At 71.5% G+C, this 19,536-nt stretch carries 17 protein-coding genes and 2 pseudogenes; 12 read left to right on the top strand and 7 right to left on the bottom strand.

Features of this window, described 5'->3' with window-relative positions:
- Nucleotides 1–7: 7 nt before the first annotated feature.
- From glgA to ABZO29_RS07200, 4 genes are all read left to right on the top strand, one after another.
- The gene (glgA, locus tag ABZO29_RS07215; RefSeq protein ID WP_367319301.1) at nucleotides 8–1,183 is read left to right on the top strand and encodes a glycogen synthase; all 1,176 of its coding nucleotides are present in this window, start codon (nucleotides 8–10) and stop codon (nucleotides 1,181–1,183) included.
- A gap of 98 nt (nucleotides 1,184–1,281) precedes the next feature.
- Nucleotides 1,282–2,502, top strand: a complete 1,221-nt coding sequence (gene glgC / locus ABZO29_RS07210) for a glucose-1-phosphate adenylyltransferase (protein WP_367319300.1) — start codon at nucleotides 1,282–1,284, stop codon at nucleotides 2,500–2,502.
- A 178-nt stretch (nucleotides 2,503–2,680) separates the two neighbouring features.
- Nucleotides 2,681–4,000 carry a wax ester/triacylglycerol synthase family O-acyltransferase gene (locus ABZO29_RS07205; protein ID WP_367319299.1) on the top strand — a complete coding sequence of 440 codons (1,320 nt, stop codon included), beginning with the start codon at nucleotides 2,681–2,683 and terminating at the stop codon, nucleotides 3,998–4,000.
- 226 nt (nucleotides 4,001–4,226) lie between these two features.
- On the top strand, nucleotides 4,227–5,720 hold the full coding sequence (locus tag ABZO29_RS07200; RefSeq protein ID WP_367319298.1) for an SDR family NAD(P)-dependent oxidoreductase: 1,494 nt from the start codon (nucleotides 4,227–4,229) through the stop codon (nucleotides 5,718–5,720).
- Between the two features lie 52 nt (nucleotides 5,721–5,772).
- Here the strand turns inward: ABZO29_RS07200 and ABZO29_RS07195 are convergent, their stop codons facing one another.
- Together ABZO29_RS07195 and ABZO29_RS07190 are read right to left on the bottom strand one after the other, a co-directional pair.
- A complete protein-coding gene (locus ABZO29_RS07195) occupies nucleotides 5,773–6,531 on the bottom strand; it encodes an SDR family oxidoreductase (RefSeq protein ID WP_367319297.1) in 759 nt (252 codons plus the stop codon).
- A 25-nt stretch (nucleotides 6,532–6,556) separates the two neighbouring features.
- Nucleotides 6,557–7,006 carry a hypothetical protein gene (locus tag ABZO29_RS07190; protein ID WP_367319296.1) on the bottom strand — a complete coding sequence of 150 codons (450 nt, stop codon included), beginning with the start codon at nucleotides 7,004–7,006 and terminating at the stop codon, nucleotides 6,557–6,559.
- Between the two features lie 461 nt (nucleotides 7,007–7,467).
- On the opposite strand from ABZO29_RS07190, the gene ABZO29_RS07185 reads away from it, so the two are divergent.
- Complete coding sequence (locus ABZO29_RS07185) at nucleotides 7,468–7,641, top strand: hypothetical protein (RefSeq protein ID WP_367319295.1); 174 nt, start codon at nucleotides 7,468–7,470, stop codon at nucleotides 7,639–7,641.
- Between the two features lie 54 nt (nucleotides 7,642–7,695).
- Nucleotides 7,696–7,809 (top strand): annotated as a pseudogene (locus ABZO29_RS07180) (GNAT family N-acetyltransferase); the annotation flags it as partial.
- On the opposite strand, the gene ABZO29_RS07175 reads toward ABZO29_RS07180, so the two are convergent.
- Nucleotides 7,776–9,182: an amidase gene (locus tag ABZO29_RS07175; protein WP_367319294.1), complete on the bottom strand. Its 1,407-nt coding sequence runs from the start codon at nucleotides 9,180–9,182 to the stop codon at nucleotides 7,776–7,778. The pseudogene ABZO29_RS07180 and the gene ABZO29_RS07175 overlap by 34 nt on opposite strands.
- Nucleotides 9,183–9,375: 193 nt before the next feature.
- Between ABZO29_RS07175 and ABZO29_RS07170 the strand changes: the two genes are divergently transcribed.
- The gene (locus tag ABZO29_RS07170; protein ID WP_367319293.1) at nucleotides 9,376–10,266 is read left to right on the top strand and encodes a universal stress protein; all 891 of its coding nucleotides are present in this window, start codon (nucleotides 9,376–9,378) and stop codon (nucleotides 10,264–10,266) included.
- A gap of 45 nt (nucleotides 10,267–10,311) precedes the next feature.
- Here ABZO29_RS07170 and ABZO29_RS07165 read toward each other — a convergent pair whose 3' ends face one another.
- Nucleotides 10,312–11,337, bottom strand: a complete 1,026-nt coding sequence (locus tag ABZO29_RS07165) for a 6-phosphofructokinase (protein ID WP_367319292.1) — start codon at nucleotides 11,335–11,337, stop codon at nucleotides 10,312–10,314.
- 153 nt (nucleotides 11,338–11,490) lie between these two features.
- Between ABZO29_RS07165 and ABZO29_RS07160 the strand changes: the two genes are divergently transcribed.
- The 3 genes and pseudogenes from ABZO29_RS07160 to ABZO29_RS07150 all read left to right on the top strand — a co-directional run.
- Nucleotides 11,491–11,781, top strand: coding sequence for a DUF1876 domain-containing protein (locus ABZO29_RS07160; RefSeq protein ID WP_367319291.1), 291 nt, complete (start codon nucleotides 11,491–11,493; stop codon nucleotides 11,779–11,781).
- A 75-nt stretch (nucleotides 11,782–11,856) separates the two neighbouring features.
- Nucleotides 11,857–12,324 (top strand): DUF4231 domain-containing protein, encoded by a 468-nt coding sequence (locus ABZO29_RS07155; RefSeq protein WP_367319290.1) that lies wholly within the window; start codon nucleotides 11,857–11,859, stop codon nucleotides 12,322–12,324.
- Between the two features lie 134 nt (nucleotides 12,325–12,458).
- Nucleotides 12,459–12,810: pseudogene (locus ABZO29_RS07150) on the top strand (amidohydrolase); the annotation flags it as partial.
- Here the strand turns inward: ABZO29_RS07150 and ABZO29_RS07145 are convergent.
- Nucleotides 12,798–14,219 carry a lipase maturation factor family protein gene (locus ABZO29_RS07145; RefSeq protein ID WP_367319289.1) on the bottom strand — a complete coding sequence of 474 codons (1,422 nt, stop codon included), beginning with the start codon at nucleotides 14,217–14,219 and terminating at the stop codon, nucleotides 12,798–12,800. The pseudogene ABZO29_RS07150 and the gene ABZO29_RS07145 overlap by 13 nt on opposite strands.
- 129 nt (nucleotides 14,220–14,348) lie before the next feature.
- Here ABZO29_RS07145 and ABZO29_RS07140 point away from each other — a divergent pair, with 129 nt between their 5' ends.
- Nucleotides 14,349–16,436, top strand: a complete 2,088-nt coding sequence (locus ABZO29_RS07140; RefSeq protein WP_367319288.1) for a SpoIIE family protein phosphatase — start codon at nucleotides 14,349–14,351, stop codon at nucleotides 16,434–16,436.
- Between the two features lie 31 nt (nucleotides 16,437–16,467).
- The gene (locus ABZO29_RS07135; RefSeq protein ID WP_367319287.1) at nucleotides 16,468–17,331 is read left to right on the top strand and encodes an Fpg/Nei family DNA glycosylase; all 864 of its coding nucleotides are present in this window, start codon (nucleotides 16,468–16,470) and stop codon (nucleotides 17,329–17,331) included.
- Between the two features lie 235 nt (nucleotides 17,332–17,566).
- On the opposite strand, the gene ABZO29_RS07130 is transcribed toward ABZO29_RS07135, so the two are convergent.
- The gene (locus tag ABZO29_RS07130; RefSeq protein WP_367319286.1) at nucleotides 17,567–19,039 is read right to left on the bottom strand and encodes a caspase domain-containing protein; all 1,473 of its coding nucleotides are present in this window, start codon (nucleotides 19,037–19,039) and stop codon (nucleotides 17,567–17,569) included.
- On the bottom strand, nucleotides 19,036–19,428 hold the full coding sequence (locus ABZO29_RS07125) for a hypothetical protein (RefSeq protein ID WP_367319285.1): 393 nt from the start codon (nucleotides 19,426–19,428) through the stop codon (nucleotides 19,036–19,038). The genes ABZO29_RS07130 and ABZO29_RS07125 overlap by 4 nt, the downstream gene beginning before the upstream one ends.
- Between the last annotated feature and the right edge of the window lie 108 nt (nucleotides 19,429–19,536).

Genomic DNA, 19,536 nt, shown 5'->3' with positions numbered 1-19,536 from the left:
GGTGCGTGTGGGACTGCTGACCCGGGAGTACCCCCCGGACGTGTACGGCGGCGCGGGCGTCCATGTGGAGTTCCTCGCCCGGGAACTGCGGGCGCTGGTCGACCTCGACGTGCACTGCTGGGGCGAGGGCCGCGGGGAGGGCGTCGTACGCCACCGCCCCTGGCCCGCCCTCGACGGCGCGAACGACGCCCTGCGCACCTTCTCCGTGGACCTCGCCATGACCGCGGGGCTCGAAGGCCGCGAACTCGTCCACTCGCACACCTGGTACGCCAACCTGGCCGGCCACCTCGCCAAGCTGCTCTACGGCATCCCGCACGTGATGACCGCGCACTCCCTCGAGCCCCTGCGCCCCTGGAAGGCCGAACAGCTCGGCGGCGGATACGCGCTGTCCAGCTGGGCCGAGCGCACCGCGATCGAGGCCGCCGACGCCGTGATCGCCGTCTCCGGCGCCATGCGCGAGGACATCCTCGGCTGCTATCCGACGCTGGACCCGGCCCGGGTCCACGTCGTGCACAACGGCATCGACACCACCCTCTACCAGCCCGACCACGGCACCGACGCCCTTACGCGCATCGGCGTCGACCCCGACCGGCCCTACGTCCTGTTCGTCGGCCGTATCACCCGGCAGAAGGGCGTTCCCCATCTGCTCCGGGCGGCACGGGACATCGACCCGGCCGCGCAGGTCGTGCTGTGCGCGGGCGCTCCCGACACTCCGGAGATCGACCGCGAGTTCCGCGAGCTCTTCGAGGAGCTGAGCCGGGTGCGCGACGGGGTGCACTGGATCCCGCGGATGCTGCCGCGTCCCGAGGTGATCCAGCTCCTCACGCACGCCGCCGTCTTCGTCTGCCCCTCCGTGTACGAGCCCCTGGGTATCGTCAATCTCGAGGCGATGGCCTGCGGCACGCCCGTCGTGGCCTCCCGGGTCGGTGGCATCCCCGAGGTCGTCGCGGACGGCAAGACCGGCCTGCTGGTGACCGTCGACGAGGACGACCGGGCCTTCGAGGCGGAGCTCGCGCAGGCGCTGGACACCGTGCTCGGCGACCCGGAGACGGCCCGGCGGATGGGCGAGGCCGGACGGGAGCGCGCGGTCGGAGAGTTCGGCTGGGACACGGTGGCCCGGCGTACGGTCCGGCTGTACGAGGGGATCCTCGAACAGGAACAGACCTCGAACAAACAGGAGTAGACCTCGAACGGGAAAAGAACAGCGGGAAGATCCTCGAACAGGCTTACTCCGCCCTGCTCAGGGGCAGGCATGGATCAACCACGGTGAGGGGAGCGGCCATGCGTCGTGGTGGACCTTCGGTGCTCGGGATCGTACTGGCGGGCGGAGAGGGCAAGCGTCTGATGCCCCTGACCGCGGACCGCGCCAAACCAGCGGTCACCTTCGGCGGCACGTACCGCCTCGTCGACTTCGTCCTGTCCAATCTCGTCAACGCCGACATCCTGCGCATCTGTGTGCTGACGCAGTACAAGTCGCACTCGCTGGACCGGCACATCACCACCACCTGGCGGATGTCCAGCCTGCTCGGCAACTACGTCACCCCGGTCCCGGCCCAGCAGCGGCTCGGCCCGCGCTGGTACCTGGGCAGCGCGGACGCGATCCTGCAGTCCCTGAACCTGATCTACGACGAACGGCCCGAGTACGTCGCCGTCTTCGGCGCCGACCACGTCTACCGCATGGACCCGCGCCAGATGCTCGCCCAGCACATCGAGAGCGGCGCGGGCGTGACGGTGGCCGGGATCCGCGTCCCGCGCGCGGAGTCGTCGTCCTTCGGCGTGATCTCGCCGGGCTCGGACGGCCTGACGGTGGAGCGCTTCCTGGAGAAGCCCGCCGACCCGCCGGGCCTGCCCGACGACCCGGAGACGGTCTTCGCCTCGATGGGCAACTACATCTTCACCACCAAGTCCCTGATCGAGGCGCTGCAGCGGGACGCCGAGGACGAGAACTCCGTGCACGACATGGGCGGCTCGATCCTGCCCCAGCTCACCGACCGGGGCGAGGCGCAGCTGTACGACTTCAGCGCCAACCACGTGCCCGGCGAGACCAACCGCGACCGCGGCTACTGGCGCGACGTCGGCACGCTCGACGCGTACTACGACGCCCACATGGACCTCATCGCCGAGCGCCCCGCCTTCAACCTCTTCAACCGCAGTTGGCCGATCTACACCCACTCCAACCAGCTCTCGCCCGCCCGGTTCAACGCCGGCGGCATGGCCAGTGAGTCGATCATCAGTGCGGGTTGCCTGATCCGGGGGCAGGTCACACGGTCCGTGCTCTCGCCGGGTGTCGTGGTCGACCCGGGCGCGGTGGTGCAGGGGTCGGTGCTGCACGACAACGTGCACATCGGGCGGGGTGCGGTGGTGCGCGGGGCGGTCCTCGACAAGAACGTCGAGGTGCCGCCGGGCGCCACGATCGGCGTCAATCCCGAGCGGGACGCGGAGCTCTACACGGTGTCCAAGGGCGGTGTGATCGCGCTGGGGAAGGGTCAGCGCGTGTCGTAACCCGGAAGGGCTCGTTTTCCGCCATACAAGGTGTGACATCTGTGACCTGTGAGATGTCAGAGGCGACGAGACCGGGACTTAATCCGTTGTTAACTGTGTGTAGCTTGATCGTACTTGACCGTAATCGCCCGGGGGCGATTGACTGCTGGCTCACCCGTAGTCGACGCGAGGCAAGCCCTTGACTGCTGACCTGCTCGCACCTCTCGACCTGGCGTTCTGGAACATCGAAACCGCCGAGCACCCCATGCACCTCGGCGCGCTCGGGATCTTCTCGGCCCACTCGCCCACCGCGGGCGCGCACGCGGCCGACCTCCTCGCCGCCCGGGCCGCCGCTGTGCCCGGACTGCGGATGCGGATCCGGGACGTGTGGCAGCCGTTCTCCTTCGGGAGCGCGGCGCGTGAGCCCGCGCCCCACTTCGACCCCCTCGACCACGTCCGGCTGCACGCCCCCACCGGCGACTTCCAGGCCGACGCGGGCCGGCTCATGGAGCGCCCGCTGCAGCGCGGCCGCCCGCCGTGGGAGGCGCATGTGCTGCCCGGCGAGGACGGCGTGTCCTTCGCCGTGCTGTTCAAGTTCCACCACGCCCTCGCCGACGGCCTGCGCGCGCTGACCCTCGCCGCGGCCGTCCTGGACCCGATGGACATGCCCGCGCCCCGGCCCCGTCCCGAGGCGCCGCCGCGCGGCCTGCTGCCCGACGTCCGCAAGCTGCCCGGACTGCTGCGCGGCGCCCTGTCCGACGTGGGCCGCGCCCTCGACATCGGCGCCTCCGTCGCCGTGTCCACCCTGGGCGTGCGCACCACCGCCGCGCTCACCGCCGAGCCCACCGGCACCCGCCGCACCGCCGGCGTGGTCGTCGACCTCGACGACGTGCACCGTGTCCGCAAGGTCGTGGGCGGCACGGTGAACGACGTCCTGATCGCGGTTGTCGCGGGGGCTCTGCGCCGCTGGCTCGACGAACGCGGCGACGGCAGCGAGGGCGTGGCGCCCCGGGCGCTCATCCCCGTCTCCAAGCGGCGACCGCGCTCAGCGCACCCGCAGGGCAACCGGCTCTCCGGGTACTTGATGCGGCTTCCGGTGAACGACCCGGACCCCCTCGGCCGACTCGGCACGGTCCGTACGGCCATGGACCGCAACAAGGACGCCGGACCCAACCGGGGCGCCGGTGCCGTGGCCCTGCTCGCCGACCATGTGCCGGCGCTCGGCCACCGGCTCGGCGGACCGCTGGTCAGCCAGGCCGCCCGGCTGTGGTTCGACATCCTCGTCACCAGCGTGCCGCTGCCCAGCCTCGGCCTGAAGCTCGGGGGCAACCCGGTGACCGCGGTGTTCCCCTTCGCCCCGCTCGCGCACGGGCAGTCGCTGGCGGTGGCGATCTCGACCTACCGCGGGCACGTCCACTACGGGCTCGTCGCCGACGCCAAGGCCGTACCGGACCTCGACCGGTTCGCCCGGGCCGTCTCCGAGGAGGTGGAGGCGCTGATCACCGCCTGCGATCCCTGACCACACCTCTTTCGGCTCGTTCGCTCCGGGGCGCTCCAGCCGGTGTCGGCGGTGTGACCGTGCTCAGCCCTTCGGGCCTCCGCGCGGGCACACTCCCGACACCCGGCGCGCCCCTCCGCTCACTCGCGGGCGAGTTTGGAGGACCGGCCCGGCGCTCCGTAAAATGCCCCGTTCGAAAGCGGGCGCGAACCGAGCGCCGCGCGGGTGATCAGGGAACGGCAGCGCGATGACGGTGACAGAGGAAGGCTCGGCGACCACGGACGAGGTCGCGTTCGGGCCCGGTATCGACCCGGAGCGGCTGGCCGTCTGCCTCAGCGTGCTCGAGGAGCTCGACAAGCTGGAGGTCGACCACCCCGACGCGATCGCCGTGCGCCGGGCCACCGCCGGCATCTACCGCACCGTCAAGCAGCGCCGCCGCCAGGAGCGCCGGGCCGCCAAGACCGCCCACGACAAGGCGGTCACGGAGGCCACGGCGACCGGCTCCGCACAGCGCATCGACGACGAGACCGAGGGCATCCTGCCGTCGTCGGTCACCGAGGCGGGCAAGATCGCGGGGATACTCCAGCGCCCGCGCTCCTGCTACACCTGCAAGGCCCGGTACGTGGAAGTCGACTACTTCTACCACCAGCTCTGTCCCGACTGCGCGGGCGTGAACCGCTCCAAGCGCGACGCCCGCGCCGACCTCACCGGCAAGCGGGCCCTGCTCACCGGCGGCCGCGCCAAGATCGGCATGTACATCGCGCTGCGACTGCTGCGCGACGGCGCGCACACGACGATCACCACGCGCTTCCCCAAGGACGCCATCCGCCGCTTCAAGGCCATGGACGACTCCGCGGACTGGATGCACCGCCTGGAGGTCGTCGGGATCGACCTGCGCGACCCGGCGCAGGCCGTGGCCCTCGCCGACCAGGTCGCCGAGGCGGGCCCCCTCGACATCCTCATCAACAACGCGACGCAGACCGTGCGCCGCCTGCCCTCCGCCTACGCCGCCCTGGTCGACGGCGAAAGCGCCCCGCTGCCCGCCGGTGAGCTCCCGGCCCACCACGTCATCGGCGCCTTCAACTCCGGCGCCGTCGACGGACTGGCCGCGCTCCCCCTCGGCACCAGCGGCCTCGAGGCCCAGCAGGTCGCGGACCTCGCCCTGGTCGCGGGCAACGCCAGCGTCGCCCGGCATCTCGACGGCACCGCCATCGACGCGGGCGGCCTGGTCCCCGACGTCGTCGAGACCAACACCTGGGTGCAGACCATCGAGCAGATCTCCCCGGTGGAACTGCTCGAGACCCAGCTGTGCAACTACACGGCGCCGTTCATCCTGATCAGCAAGCTCCGCCCGGCCATGGCCGCCGCCGCCCAGAAGGCGACGAGCGGGCGCGCGTACGTCGTGAACGTCTCGGCGATGGAGGGCGTCTTCGGCCGCGGCTACAAGGGCGCGGGCCACCCGAACACGAACGCCGCCAAGGCCGCGATGAACATGGTCACGCGGACCAGCGCGGCGGAGATGTTCCAGGCCGACGGGATCCTGATGACCTCCGTCGACACGGGCTGGATCACCGACGAGCGACCCCACTTCGACAAGCTGCGGCTTGCGGAGGAGGGGTTCCATGCGCCGCTCGACCTCGTCGACGGGGCGGCTCGGGTGTACGACCCGGTCGTGCGGGGTGAGGCAGGGGATGACGTGTACGGGGTCTTCTTGAAGGACTACGCGCCGGGTAAGTGGTGACGACTTCGGGTGCGGGTCGTGGGGGGTTGCTCGCGCAGTTCCCCGCGCCCCTTCAGCTTGCGATGCGTGCCCGGCGCACATGAGTACCGCCGTCCACCAGCAGGTCCGCTCCCGTGATCCACTCTGCTGCGTCCGAGGCCAGCCATACCACCGCCCGCGCCACGTCCTCCGGCTCGCCGATCCGGCCCAGTGGCAGGTCCGCAGCAATCTCGACCTCTCCCGGCTCCCATACGAACCGGGCCATCTCGGTCCGTACGAGGCCGGGGGAGACCGAGTTGACCCTCACCCCGGGTCCCAGCTCGCCCGCGAGCTGCTGGGTGAGGTGAAGCAGCGCCGCCTTGCTGGTGCCGTAGGCGCCGACTCCTGGGCCGACGTGGCCTGCGCCCTCCGTACAGATGTTGATCACCGTTCCGCCGTGTTCGCGCATCCACCCGTGCCACGCGCACTGCGCCAGCCGTAGCGGTGCCTCGACGTTGATCGTGAATGCCTCGCGCCAGACGTCCGGGTCGGCGTCCATGAGGGGCCCGTACGGCTGGTTGGTCGCCGCGTTGTTGACCAGGATGTCCAGTCGGCCGAACTCGCGTAGGCACAGGTCCGTGAGGGCCCGGGGATGGGCCGGGTCGCCAACGCTTCCGGCCAGCCCGACCCCTCCCACCTCACCCGCGGCGCGCCGCACCTCGTCGGCGTCCCGTGCGCTCACGCACACCCGCGCCCCGGCGTCGGCGAGCGCCCGCGCCACAGCCCACCCGATCCCCCGCGTGGCCCCCGTGACGACGGCGGCCCTGCCGCGTAACCCGTACGACGACGTCATCGGCGTACGGTCTCACGACGCACCCTCAATCGACAGCCCCCAGGCGGGAGTTCCTCGCCGCCACCAGCTCCAGCACCGTGCGCCAGTCCTCGAGGACCCCGGCGTCGAACCCGACCGCGAGGCCCTCCTCGTCCGCCTGGCGCAGGCTCAGCAGGTCGTCGTCGGCGGGGGTGCCGTGCCAGGGGTGCCGGCGTACGAGGCGGGAGACCCGCTCGCCCAGCAGGGGCCGTACGGCGTCCGCGGTGCGGTCGGCCCGCCCGGCCGTGTCGCCGGGCCGCAGCAGCAGGCCGATCGGGTGCACCAGGCCCGTCACCTGGAGTTCCTTGTCCGCGGGGCGACTTCGGCGCAGCAGCGCGGCCGTCCGCAGCGCGTGGTCGTGCAGGTCGACCGCGTGGCCGCGATGGCCCGGTGTCTCCCGGACGCCCCGGCAGGCGTACAGCAGATCCATCAGCTCCTCGACGCTGCGCAGTTCCATGCGTCAGTCCTCCCGCGAGACAGCCGTTGCGGTACGCCAGCAGATCATGGCGAGCTTTCGGGGGAGCCAACGGGACTTGAACTGCCCTGCCGAAGCGAAGTCGCTTTCGCCCCTGTAGGCCGGACGGGTGATCTCCTGAGGGGGCAAAATATGACAAATGGGTTAAGAATTCAGGGGACTGCATACGGACGACTCGGGATAGTTACCGCAAGTTTTCAGCCCTATCGAGCAGGGGCCCGCTCATTTGGTTAATCTGTTGGGGACGGACAGCCGTAAGGGGTCCAACCCACACCCACGGTCCGTCATGGGACCAGCCGGTTCACAACGGCCTGCTCGCCCACGAGTTGCCGGCGCCACCGCGTCCGAAGATTTCCATACAGACCCGAGCGGACGTCGGGCGCCGGACGGAGCAGGACAGGCGCCGTACGTCCCGAGGGTGACCGACACATAAGGAGTGCGCGGTGACACCGGAGAAGACGAATCGCGATCAGCGCCCCAAGGAACGCTCGGAGCGCGCGGGCCGCCGGCCCGACGAGATCGGCAGCCTCGACGTGTGGGCGCGGTCCGCCCCGATCCGCCTGGCGGGCTACGAGGAGGACCTGGCCGAGCCCCACATCCTGCCCAGCGTGGACTGACCCGGCAGGACCCGTCGCGATCGCCTACGGCATGGGCGTGCCGGACTCACGCCCATGCCGATCAGAGGATCCGCGGCCGAGGACCGGCCGCGGATCCGGCCTTTCCGGCACCGCGCAGTCGCCGTCGGTGAGACCTACGCCCGGGACCGGGACACCTTCGAGGAGGCCCGGTCCCTGCGCACGTCCTGGCCGAGGCCCTGTTCGAGGGGCGCCGTCCGCTGCCAGGGGTGCAGCTTCTCCAACTGCTCCGCCAGATCCAGCAGTTCCGCCTCCGACCCCGGACGTCCCACCAGCTGTACGGCGCAGGGGGCGCCCGAGGGCAGGGTGCCGAACGGCACCGACATCGCGGGCCAGCCGGTCAGGTTCCACGGCGGTGTCAGCGGCGAGTAGTTGGTGTTCGCCAGGACGTTGCGCAGCCAGCCCCGCTCGTGCCACGGCGCGGACCTGGGGGAGCGGCGGGCGAGGGCGGGCGTGAGCAGCACGTCGTACTCGGCGAAGAACGGCTCCAGGCGCCGCCGCAGCGCCTCCCGGCTTCCGCCGCCACGGACACTGCTCTCGAACCGTCGCCCAACGGCCGCGTGCACCCGGGTGCGCCGGGTCAGCAGCTGCCGGTCGAGGTCACGGGCGTCCACGGCCGTGCCCGCCGTCCAGTGCGCGAGGGACGTCGTGCTCAGCGACAGCGGGTATGGCGGGTCGGCCCGCCGCACCTGGTGACCGGCCTTGATCAGCATGCCCGCGGCCTCCCGGACGGCTGCCGCGTACGGCTTGCTGATGGTGACGCCGACGAGCGGGCTGCGCAGGGAGACGGCGACCTTGCGGGCGCCGGGCTCGCCGTGCCGTACGACCTCCGCGTCCGCGAGGACCGCGAGCATCAGGCGGGTGTCCTCGACGGTCGTGGCGAGCGGGCCGTTCTCGGACATGGCGAACCAGTCGCCCTCCCCGATGCCCGCGGGCACGACGCCGTTCCCCGGTTTGATCGTGACGAGGCCGCAGTTGGCGGCGGGGATGCGCAGGGAGCCCATGCCGTCGTTGCCGAGGGCGATGGGCACCAGGCCGGCGGCGACCGCGGCCGCGCTGCCGCCGGACGAGCCGCCCGCCGTGCGGGAGGTGTCCCACGGATTGCGGGCCGTGCCGTGCACGCCTTCGGTGGTGCCGAACACGCACAGCTCGGGCACGTTCGTCAGACCCACCACCACCGCGCCCGCCGCCCGCAGCCGGGCCACGGTGACGTGGTCCTCGGCGGCGGGCGTGTCGGGGGTGGCGGCCGAGCCGACGCGGGTGGACTCGCCGCGCACGGCGAGGTTGTCCTTGACGGCCACGGGCACGCCGGCGAGAGGCAGTTCGGTCAGGTCGGCACGGGCACCCACCTCGTCGGCCTCGGCGAGCGCCGCGTCCGCCCGTACCGTACGGAAGGCTCCGATCCCGCCGTCGAGGCGTTCGATCCGGGCGAGATGCTCGGCCACCACCTCGCGGGGCGTGGCCCGCTTCTCGCGTACGGCGGCGGCGATCTCGGCGGCGGTCCGGCCGGCCCAGCTGGTCACGGGCGCTCCTCGGGGTGCGGGTGTGGCGTACGTACTCGCGAGTATGTACGGAGAACTGTGCCCCGGCAGGGGCGTCGCGTCGAGAGCCGGGGGCGAGCCCCGCTGCGGTTCATCCGCCCGTGGAACAGTGGAGAAGGAGAGGAACGGCGCCGTGCGGCGGCTGGAAGGCGCACGCCGGGCGAAGGAGGACGCGATGAGTCACCCCGTGCTTGCGGGTATCGACGGGTCCGAACGCAGCCTGGCAGCAGCCGACTGGGCGGGGCGGGAGGCGGTTCGGCGCGGCGTTGAACTGCGCCTCGTGCATGCCGCGCCACCGCTTCCGGGCGACGCCGCGCCGGTCTCTGCCGTGGACACGTTGCGTCACGTGGGGGCGCGCATGCTCCAGGGCGCGGCCGCCGAACTCGGCCGGGGCCATCCCGACCTCGAGGTGCGCAGTGAGCAGGCCGACGACGACCCGCCTCTGGCACTCCTCCGCTCGGCACAAGGTGCAGGGCTGCTCGTGGTCGGCACACGAGGGTCGGGCGGCTTCGACGGTCTCGCGGTCGGATCGGTGGCCATGCGGGTGGCGGCGGCAGCCCCGTGCCCCGTGGTGCTGGTGCCCCAGCAGCCTGTCGGCGGCTTCGGAGAAGGGGTGCGAAAGGCGGGCGGTGGCGCCCGCGTCGTGGTGGGCTTCGACGCGCACCACCCGGTCCCTGAGGTGGTGGATTTCGCGTTCTCGGCTGCGGAAGCGCGCGGGGCGCGGCTACGGGTGGTGCACGCGTGGGCTCTTCCTGCCGAGGCCGTGTCGCCCCGGACGCTGGTGATCACCGAGGAGGACCGCGCCACTTGGGAGGACCAGGAGGTCCTGCGGCTCTCCGATGCCCTGCGCGGGTGGCAGGAGAAGTACCCGAGGGTGACGGTCCGCACCGATGTCGTGCTGCTCCACCCCGCGGAGGCGCTCCTGAACGCCTCTCGGGGAGCGGACCTGCTCGTCGTGGGCCGTCGTACCGACCCGGAGTCGAGCGAGGGCCGACTGGGGCCTGTCACCCACGCGGTACTGCACCACACCCGCTGCCCGGTGGCGGTCGTACCGCATGCCGGGTGAGCCCGGACGAGCAGCCGACGACCATCCGCCCGGCAGCGGGGGCGTTCAGCCGAAGAACACCTGGAACTCGTCGTACAGCGACGGATCGACCTTCTTGGTCTGCGCCGTGGCCTCGGCGAGGGGCAGCCGGACGATCCGGGTGCCGTGCAGGGCCACCATCTTTCCGAAGTCACCGTCCTTGACCGCGTCGACGGCGTGCAGCCCGTACCGGGTGGCCAGCCATCGGTCGAAGTGGCTCGGGGTGCCACCGCGCTGGACGTGGCCGAGGACCGTGGTGCGGGCATCCGTGCCGGTGCGTTCCGAGATCTCCTGGGCCAGCCACTCGCCGATGCCGGAGAGCCTCACATGGCCGAACTCGTCCACTGTCCGGTCCTTGAGGATCATCTGGCCCTCCTTGGGAACGGCCCCCTCCGCCACCACGACGATCGGCGCGTAGTTGATCTTGAATCGGCTCTCCACCCACTTGCAGACCTGTTCGATGTCGAACGGCCGCTCCGGGATGAGGATCACGTTGGCGCCGCCCGCGACGCCGGCGTGCAGCGCGATCCACCCCGAGTGCCGCCCCATCACCTCCACCACCAGGGTCCGCATGTGCGACTCGGCGGTGGTGTGGAGACGGTCGATGGCCTCGGTCGCGACACCGACCGCGGTGTCGAAGCCGAAGGTGTAGTCGGTACCGGACACGTCGTTGTCGATGGTCTTGGGGACGCCGACCAGATCGATCCCCTGCCGGCTCAGCTCGGTGGCCACACCCAGCGTGTCCTCGCCACCGATCACGATGAGCGCGTCCACGTCGTGCGCGGCAAGAGTGTCCTGCATGCGTCGCAGCCCGTCCTCGTGCTTGAGCGGGTTGGTGCGGGAGGAGCCGAGGATGGTCCCGCCACGGGGGAGGATTCCCCGCACGCTGGAAATGTCCAGCGGCACGACATTGCCCTGGAGCACACCGAGCCAGCCGTCCCGGAGCCCGACGAAGTCGAAGGCGTACTCCTGGATGCCTTTGCGGACGACGCTGCGGATCACGGCATTGAGGCCGGGACAGTCACCGCCGCCGGTCAGCACTCCGACCTTCATGGCCGCCTCCCTTCGAAACCACTGCCGGTGGCCATGGAGCCATCTCCCTCCAGCGTCCCTCCGTGCGATCCGCAGTGGCCACTCGTGTGACGACCGACGCCATGGCGCCTTCCGCCGGCTCGTAAGAAGCTGGGAGCACGAGGAGGCACAGCGATGTCACACACCGCGGAATGGACGGTTCACCTCTACCTCTTCGAGGACGAGGGAACGACGAAAGCACGTGTGGAGCTGGACAGCGGAACCACGTCGCTCACCGGCCACGGAGTCGCACACCGTAACCCCGCGGACACGGATGTGCCGGAGATCGGTGACGAACTGGCGGCAGGCAGGGCCATGCACGACCTCGCCCGGCAGCTGGTGGACGCCGCCCAGCGCGACATCGAGGGGATGGGCGCGTCCGAGACGGAGCCGGGCGGTCGCCCGGACGTCGGCTGGCCCATGTGACCGACCGGCCCGACACCGCACCGCACCACCCGACCCGGCTTTCCCCTGCGAGGCCACGCCCATGATGATGTGGCGATGAGAAGAAGAAGGGTCCCCGATCACTCCTGGGCCTCCGATCCGGATCCCCTGCTGGCGCTCGCCCGGCGGGAGTTGGCGTACTACGCCCGGAGCACCGACCGCGCTAGGAGGCTCCACTACGGCACGGAGATCGGCGCCCTCGCCACCACGTCGACCACGGTCGTCGCCGCCGGTCTGCACGCACCCGCCTGGCTGACCGCGCTGATCGCCGGCGGCGCCGTCTTCTTCACGGGCCTGCGGCAGCTGTTCAACCCGGGTTCGCGCTGGGTGATGGCCGCACAGGGGAGGGAGACACTGCGCCGGGCCGTCGACCGCTACCTTCTCCTGCCCGAGCCGCAGCGCGACGCCGCGGCCCGGCGGTCCCTGCATACGGCGATCGAGGAGGTGGGCGCCAACGAATTGCGCGAGTGGTCCGAGACCCAGGGGCGTCGGCCGGAACCGCCGGTGCCCGCGGCGGGAGCCTGAGCGGGCGGCGCCCGGTCGGCCGGCGCCCGCAGGACGGCGAGGTGGGCAGCTCGGGGGGTGGGTTCGGAGGGGCTCGGGGCGCGCTCCGAGGGCATGGCCACGCCCCTTAGTCCTCGACCAAGGGGCCACGCCCCTTCGTCCTCGACCACCTGGGCAAACCGCCGATCGCCTCCGGACCGCCGGGATCCTGGGCGACTTACTTCCGCACCCTCGCCGCAGCGGCCGACACGGTCTGCAAACTCGCCGGCCTGGTCACCGGGGCCGACCCGTCTCCTGGTCCGTCGACGACCTGCGCCCGTACGCCGACGCGGCGTTGGAGGCATCGGCCCGGACCGGCTGATGTCCGGCTCGGACCGGCCGGTGTGCACCCTGGCGGCGACGTACGGTGAAGCGCTCTCCGCGGCAAGGGAGCCGACCTCCGACCTGAGCGACACCGGGCGCGGCCGGCTCTTCGAGGCGACGGCCACGCGCGTCTACGACCTCTGAACGGCGACCTGCAGCCGCGTCGGCGGCAGATACTCCCGCACATACGTCCGCTCCCAGCACGCGCCCGTCTCCCTCAGCTCGCTCCAGGTCGTGTAGCGGTAGCGGAAGAGGCGGGCGCGGATGTAACGAGGCGGTTCGTCGGGCGGGAAGGGTGAGCGGCGCAGCAGTTTCAGCGTGTCGCGGTCGTTCTCCAGGAGCCGCTCCACCAGCGCGCCGAACCACGAGCCGGCGTACGCCGGCGACAGCGCGGCGAACCACATCAGCCAGTCCAGGCGCAGGTGGTACGGCGCGAACTGGCGGGGCCAGCGCCGCGGATCGCCCGGCTTGCCCTTGAACTCGTACTCCCGCCAGTCCGAGTCCTCGCGCGGCATGTCGTCGGCCGTGCCCTCGACCACCACCTCGTACCGGACGCGGCTGACGCTGCCGAACGCGCCGTAGGTGTTGACCAAGTGCAGCGGGTCGAAGGAGCGGTTCATGACCTGGCGCCGGGAGATCATGTTCACCACGGGGTGGTAGCTGAGGAAGACGATCAGTGCCGCCACACCGAGGACCACCACCTCGTACCAGAGCGGCGCGGCCGGCACGGACGGCGCGTCGGTGGGGAACTCCACCGCCGCCAGGGCCAGCACGATGGTGATCCAGTTCAGCCAGGAGAAATTGCCCGACAGGACCAGCCACAGCTGGGTGACGATCATCAGGGACGCGGCCGCCGTCGCGATCGGCTGCGGGGTGAACAGCAGGACGGGGACGACGAGTTGGGTGAAGTGGTTGGCAGCCACCTCCACCCGGTGCAGCGGCCGCGGCAGATGATGGAAGAACCAGCTGAGCGGGCCCGGCATCGGCTGGGTCTCGTGATGGTGGTCCAGGCAGGTCAGCTTCCGCCAGCACGCGTCGCCGCGCATCTTGATCAGACCCGCGCCGAACTCCACCCGGAACAGGATCCACCGCAGCAGGAACAGCACGAGGACGGGCGGCGCCACCTCGTCGTTGCCGAGGAGGACCGCGAGGAACCCGACCTCGAGGAGCAGCGACTCCCACCCGAAGGAGTACCAGGTCTGGCCGACGTTGACGATCGACAGGTACAGCGCCCACGGAACCAGCCACAGCAGCATGGCCGCCCACAGGGGCAGCAGACCGTCCAGACCCGCGATCAGCGCCGCCGACACCGCGCAGCCCGTCCAGGCGCAGGCGGCGAAGAAGCGGTCGGAGTAGTGCAGGTGGAACACGCTCGGCGCCCTCCGGAACGGCACCAGCGTCACATAGCGCGGCACCGGCAGCATGCCGCGCTCGCCCATCAGCGCGCGGAACTGCAGGGCCGCCGTGAGAAACGCGACGAGGTACACGGCGGCCAGAGCCCGCTGGAAGACCAGCCGGCTCAGCCAGTAGTCGGATGCGGTGAACCACTCCACGGCCGTGCGCTCCTCTTCGTTCCATTCTGGCGCCCGTCACTCTGCGTGTTCCACGCCCGCGCCTGCGTAACCCCTGTGACGGAAGGGCTCCCGGTCGAAGAATCCGGCAAATCCTGGCAAGGTGGGCGCATGGTTGATCGGGGAGCGAGCGCCCTGTCACTCCCGGACGACTGGCCCGCCCACCCGGATCCGATCCTGGCGCTCAACCGCATGGGCAGCTTCGACTGGGATCTGGACACCGGACTGTTCCACATGGACGCCAGAGCCCACGAGATCTTCGACATGCGCCCGGAGGAGTACGACGGCACCCCCGAGACCCTTGCCCTCCGGGTCCCGCCGGCCGAGGCCACCCGCCTGGACGCCCTGGTCGCCCAGGCCATCAAGGACGGCAGCGAGAACTACGGCGCCTATTTCCGTATGCGCCGACGCGACGGCACCCAGCACTGGACCCACACCCAGGGCTACATCCGGCGCGACGAGACGGGCCGCCCCCGCCGGATCATCGGCATCGTCCGTGACGCGACCGAGGAGCTCAGTGAGCGCGCGGCCCACGGTGACGAGGCCGCCCTCGACGACGCCCGCCGCGAACAGACGAACGTCGTGCAGCTCACCACGGCCGCCCTCGCGCACGCCCGTACGGTCCAGGACGTCATCGACGTCCTCAAGGACACCGAGGGCCTGACCCACCTGGGGGCGACGAGCCTGGTCATGGGTCTGGTCGAGGCGGACCGCATCCGGCTGGTCGCCGAGGGCCCGGAGGGCAGCTTCGTGCCGGGCACCCTCGTCACCCGTATCGACGAGCCCTACCCGATGAGCGAGGTCGTCCGCACTCTCATCCCCCGCTTCATCGAGTCGCCGGAGGAGTTCGCCGCCGGCTACCCGATCCTGTGGCCCCACATCACCGACCTGAAGATCACCGCGGCCGCCTATCTGCCCCTCATCGTCCAGGCCCGGCCGATCGGCGCCATGGGCCTGCTCTACAGCGACCGCGACGGCTTCAGCAGCGCGGAGCGCAACATCCTCGTCGCCCTCGGCAGCAGCATCGCGCAGAGCCTGCAGCGGGCGATGTTCTACGAGCAGGAGCGGGACATCGCGCAGGGCCTGCAGCAGGCGATGCTGCCCCGCACGATCCCCAGCGTGCCCGGCGCGGACGTCGCCGTGCGCTACCGGGCGGCCACCATCGGCGGCTCCGCCGGCCGCGACATCGGCGGCGACTGGTACGACCTGATCCCGCTGCCGGGTGGCCGCGTCGGCGCCGTGATCGGCGACGTCCAGGGCCACGACACCCACGCCGCCGCCGTCATGGGACAGCTGCGCATCGTTCTGCGCGCCTACGCCGCAGAGGGCCACACCCCGGCCACGGTGATGGCCCGCGCCTCGGTCTTCCTGCACGAACTCGACACCGACCGCTTCGCCACCTGTCTGTACGCCGAGGCCGACCTGTCCACCGGCGTGGTCCAGGTGGTCCGGGCCGGCCATATCGACCCGCTGGTCCGGGCGCCCGACGGCACCTGCCGCCGGGTACCCGTCGAGGGCGGCCTCCCCCTCGGCCTGTCCGCCGAGTTCGGCAGCCTCGAATACCCGGTCTCCACCCTCGAACTCGACCCCGGTCACACCCTGGTGCTGTGCACCGACGGCCTGGTCGAACAGCCCGGCGCCGATGTCGACGACGGCATGCACGCCCTGACGGCCCTCATCGCCGCGGGGCCCGACGACGTACGCAAGCTCGCCGACGTTCTGATCGAGGTGGCCGAGGAGCGCGGCGGGGACGACGACGTGGCCCTGCTCCTGCTGCGCCGCCGCGGCCTGGACGCCCCGCGGACGGGGCGCAGGCTCCAGCAGCACGTGGCGCCCGGCGATCCCGAGGCACTCACCCAGGCCCGCCACATGATCCGCGCCGCCGTCCGCGCGTGGGGTGGGCGCGACCGCTCCGACGAGGTCGAACTGGTCGCCGACGAGCTGATCACCAACGCCCTCATGCACACCGAGGGCGCCGCGATCGTCACGCTGCGGGTCCTCACCGGCCCAGACCGCCGTCTGCGCGTCGACGTCGAGGACTCCTCCAGCGCCCTCCCGCGCCGCCGCGAGGCGGGGGAGTCGGGTGTCTCCGGCCGCGGTCTGCTCCTGGTCGATCTGCTCACGGACGTGTGGGGCGTGGAGGCACGGGGCGGCGGGAAGTGCGTGTGGTGCGAGTTCGTGGTGCCCGGCCGGACCTGAGCGCGGCGGCCCCGGATGGCACTCTGGACCTATGCCGGAACTCCCCGAGGTCGAGGCGCTCAAGGACTTCCTCACCGAGCACCTCGTCGGTCATGAGATCGTGCGGGTGCTGCCCGTCGCGATCAGCGTCCTGAAGACGTACGACCCACCCGTCACCGCCGTCGAGGGCCACGAGGTCGCGGCCGTCCACCGGTACGGCAAGTTCCTCGACGTCGAGACGGATGTCGGCCTGCACTTCGTCACCCACCTGGCCCGTGCCGGCTGGCTCCAGTGGAGGGACACGTTGCCCAACGGCGCGCCCCGTCCCGGCAAGGGCCCGCTCGCCCTCCGGGTGGCCCTGGAGACCGGCGAGGGCTTCGACCTCACCGAGGCCGGCACCCAGAAACGGCTCGCGGTGTACGTCGTACGGGATCCGCAGGAGGTCCCCGGCCTCGCCCGTCTCGGCCCGGACCCGCTCGCCGACGACTTCGATCTCGATCGATTCGCTGCGCTTCTCGCGGGCGAGCGCCGCCAGATCAAGGGCGCCCTGCGCGACCAGAGCCTGATCGCGGGCGTCGGCAACGCCTACAGCGACGAGATCCTGCACGCCGCGCGGATGTCCCCCTTCAAACTGGCCGCCTCGCTGAGCCCGCAGGAGGTCCACAGCCTTTACGAGGCGCTGCGCGACACCCTCGCCGAGGCCGTCGAGCGTTCCCGCGGCCTGGCCGCCGGGCGTCTGAAGGCCGAGAAGAAGAGCGGCCTGCGTGTCCACGGCCGCACGGGGGATGCCTGCCCGGTGTGCGGCGACACCATCCGCGAGGTCTCCTTCAGCGACTCGTCACTGCAGTACTGCGCGACCTGCCAGACAGGGGGCAAGCCGCTGGCGGACCGCAGGATGTCGAGGCTGCTCAAGTAGACGGTCGCGTGCTCACCAGCTGCCGCTGGACACGAGGCAGGCGATGCCCGTGATCGCGGCGACGATCAGGGCGGGGACGGCCGGTGGCTTCGCCGTCCGGACGAAGGCTTTCGTGACGCCGGCCGACGCGTCGGGGTGGTGATGGGGCCGGGCTCTGAGACCGTGCCGACCCTGCGGACGTGCTCCTCGATCTCCCCGCCCTCGCTGCTCCGTTCGCGGGCGGCCTTCACCGCCTTCACGACGGCCAGGACGACCGTGACCAGGGCTGTGGCTGCGCCCGCGGTGCGGGAGGGGACGCGGGCGGCGGCGGTGCTCCGGGCGGCGGGGGAGGGGGCGGCGGCGGTGCTCCGGGCGGCGGGGGAGGGGGCGGCGGCGGTGCTCCGGGCGGCGGGGGAGGGGGCGGCGGCGGGGTGTGCTGTGCCTCCGTCGGCGGCGGCGGGTCCTCGGCCGGCGCCTCGATCTCCGCCTCGACGTGCACCACCGCGTCGTCGGCGACCCCCTTCAGTACGACGTCCCCGCTCAGGCGGCCCTCGGAGGACGTGTCCACGCTGACGTCCATGCCGGTCGCGGACTCCTGCACCCGCAGCCAGACGGCCGTGGCGTGGGCCACGCAGCACCGGGCCAGGGGTGGCCCGTCCAGGGCGACCGACCAGTGCGGCGGGGGCGAGCCCCGGGAGACCACGCCGAAGTCCACGCGGGACGGCAACGGCTTGGGGCGGATGTCGCGCAGGGCGCGGCCCGCCTCGTCGGCGACCTGCCGTATGTCGTTGTGGGCGGTCTCCTCCAGGGCCTGGCGTGCACCTTCGGCGATGGAGAGGTTCTCGTTCTCCATGCGGGAGCGAAGCTCCGCCACCGCACCGAGGCGCGTGTAGTTGTTCCTGCTGCCGAGGGCCGACCGCAGGGCGGGCGGGACGGGAGCGGGGACGATCCGGATGCGGCGGCGCCGGCCGTGCGCCAGACGCATGTCGCCCTGCATCTCCACGGTGCGGCTGGGCGTCTGGTTCGGGTTCTGCTCGCGCACGTGGTCGAACACGTAGTCGTAGAGGTCGTCGAGGGAGACCTCGCCGTCCTCGTCGAGGTCCGCCTCGCCGGTCTCCAGCCCCTGGACCACCGCGTGGGTGAACACCGAGGGCCGTGGGCCGGAGTTCTCCGCGAGGTCGGAGCCCTCGAAGGCGTACTCCATGGAGTTGGACGCGGTGATGACGGCCCAGCCCCGCCCACCGCCCGGCCGTTCGCCCGTGAAGGGCTCAAGCACGTCCACGTCTCCCGATGCGCGCACGCCCGAGGAGCCGCGGGAGAAGGCGCCGCCGTAGCAGCAGTCGAGGAACAGCACGGTGCTGCGGGCCCGTGTGTGTTTCATGCACCGGCGGACGAAGTGGGCCGGGACCGCCGTGGCGTCGAGGAGCCGGGGTTCGGTGTCGCTGGCGGCGAAGTACAGTTCGCCGGACTCGCTCTTCAGCCCGTGGCAGGAGAAATGCAGCACGAGTGTGTCGTCCCGTCTGCGGTCCTGGAAGAAGCCCTCGATGCGCCTGCGCATGATGTGGGCCGGCTGGTTGCGCACCACCTCGACGTCGAAGTCGCCGATCTCGGGATCGTGCAGGACGTCGGCAAGGGCGACGGCGTCGTGCGCGGGTGCCCTCAGCTGCCTGAGTCCACGGTCCTCGTAGCTGTCGTTGGCGATGATCAGCGCATGCCGGGATTCCGTCATGGCAAGGTCCCCACGGTGGAATGCCGCCGTACGAAGAGGTCGAACGCCTCCGCCACCTGCTCGTTGGAGGCCTTCGAGATCTCCAGTACGTCGTCGTCGAGCGTCAGGCGTGGCGACGGGCGATCGGCACGGCGTCGGCCCAGCCAGTCGCGCACCACGTTCATCACCTGGTTCAGCGCGGCGACGGAGGGGCCCAGGTTCACCAGCAGGGAGCCGATCCGGTCGACGTCCACGGCCCGCGCGCCGGGCGGGACCTCGCCGGCGGGAACGGCCGTTACGTCTTCCACGTCGAGTTCGAGCAGTTCCTCGCGCAGGTACCCGGTCAGCCTCGCCATGTGTTCGGGTTCCGCGCCCTCCTCCGAGAGGAGGATCAGCAATTGGTTCTCCACCAGGTCAGCCCCTTCGCTCGTGCTCGCAGGGGCGGCGCGGAGCGGACCGTCGGTGGCTCCACGTCGGCGTTTACAGTCTCCGCCGAGGGGTGTGCGGGGGCAAATCCG

The organism is Streptomyces sp. HUAS ZL42 (assembly GCF_040782645.1).
Classification (GTDB): domain Bacteria; phylum Actinomycetota; class Actinomycetes; order Streptomycetales; family Streptomycetaceae; genus Streptomyces.
This window is presented reverse-complemented; position numbering and strand designations above follow the sequence as displayed.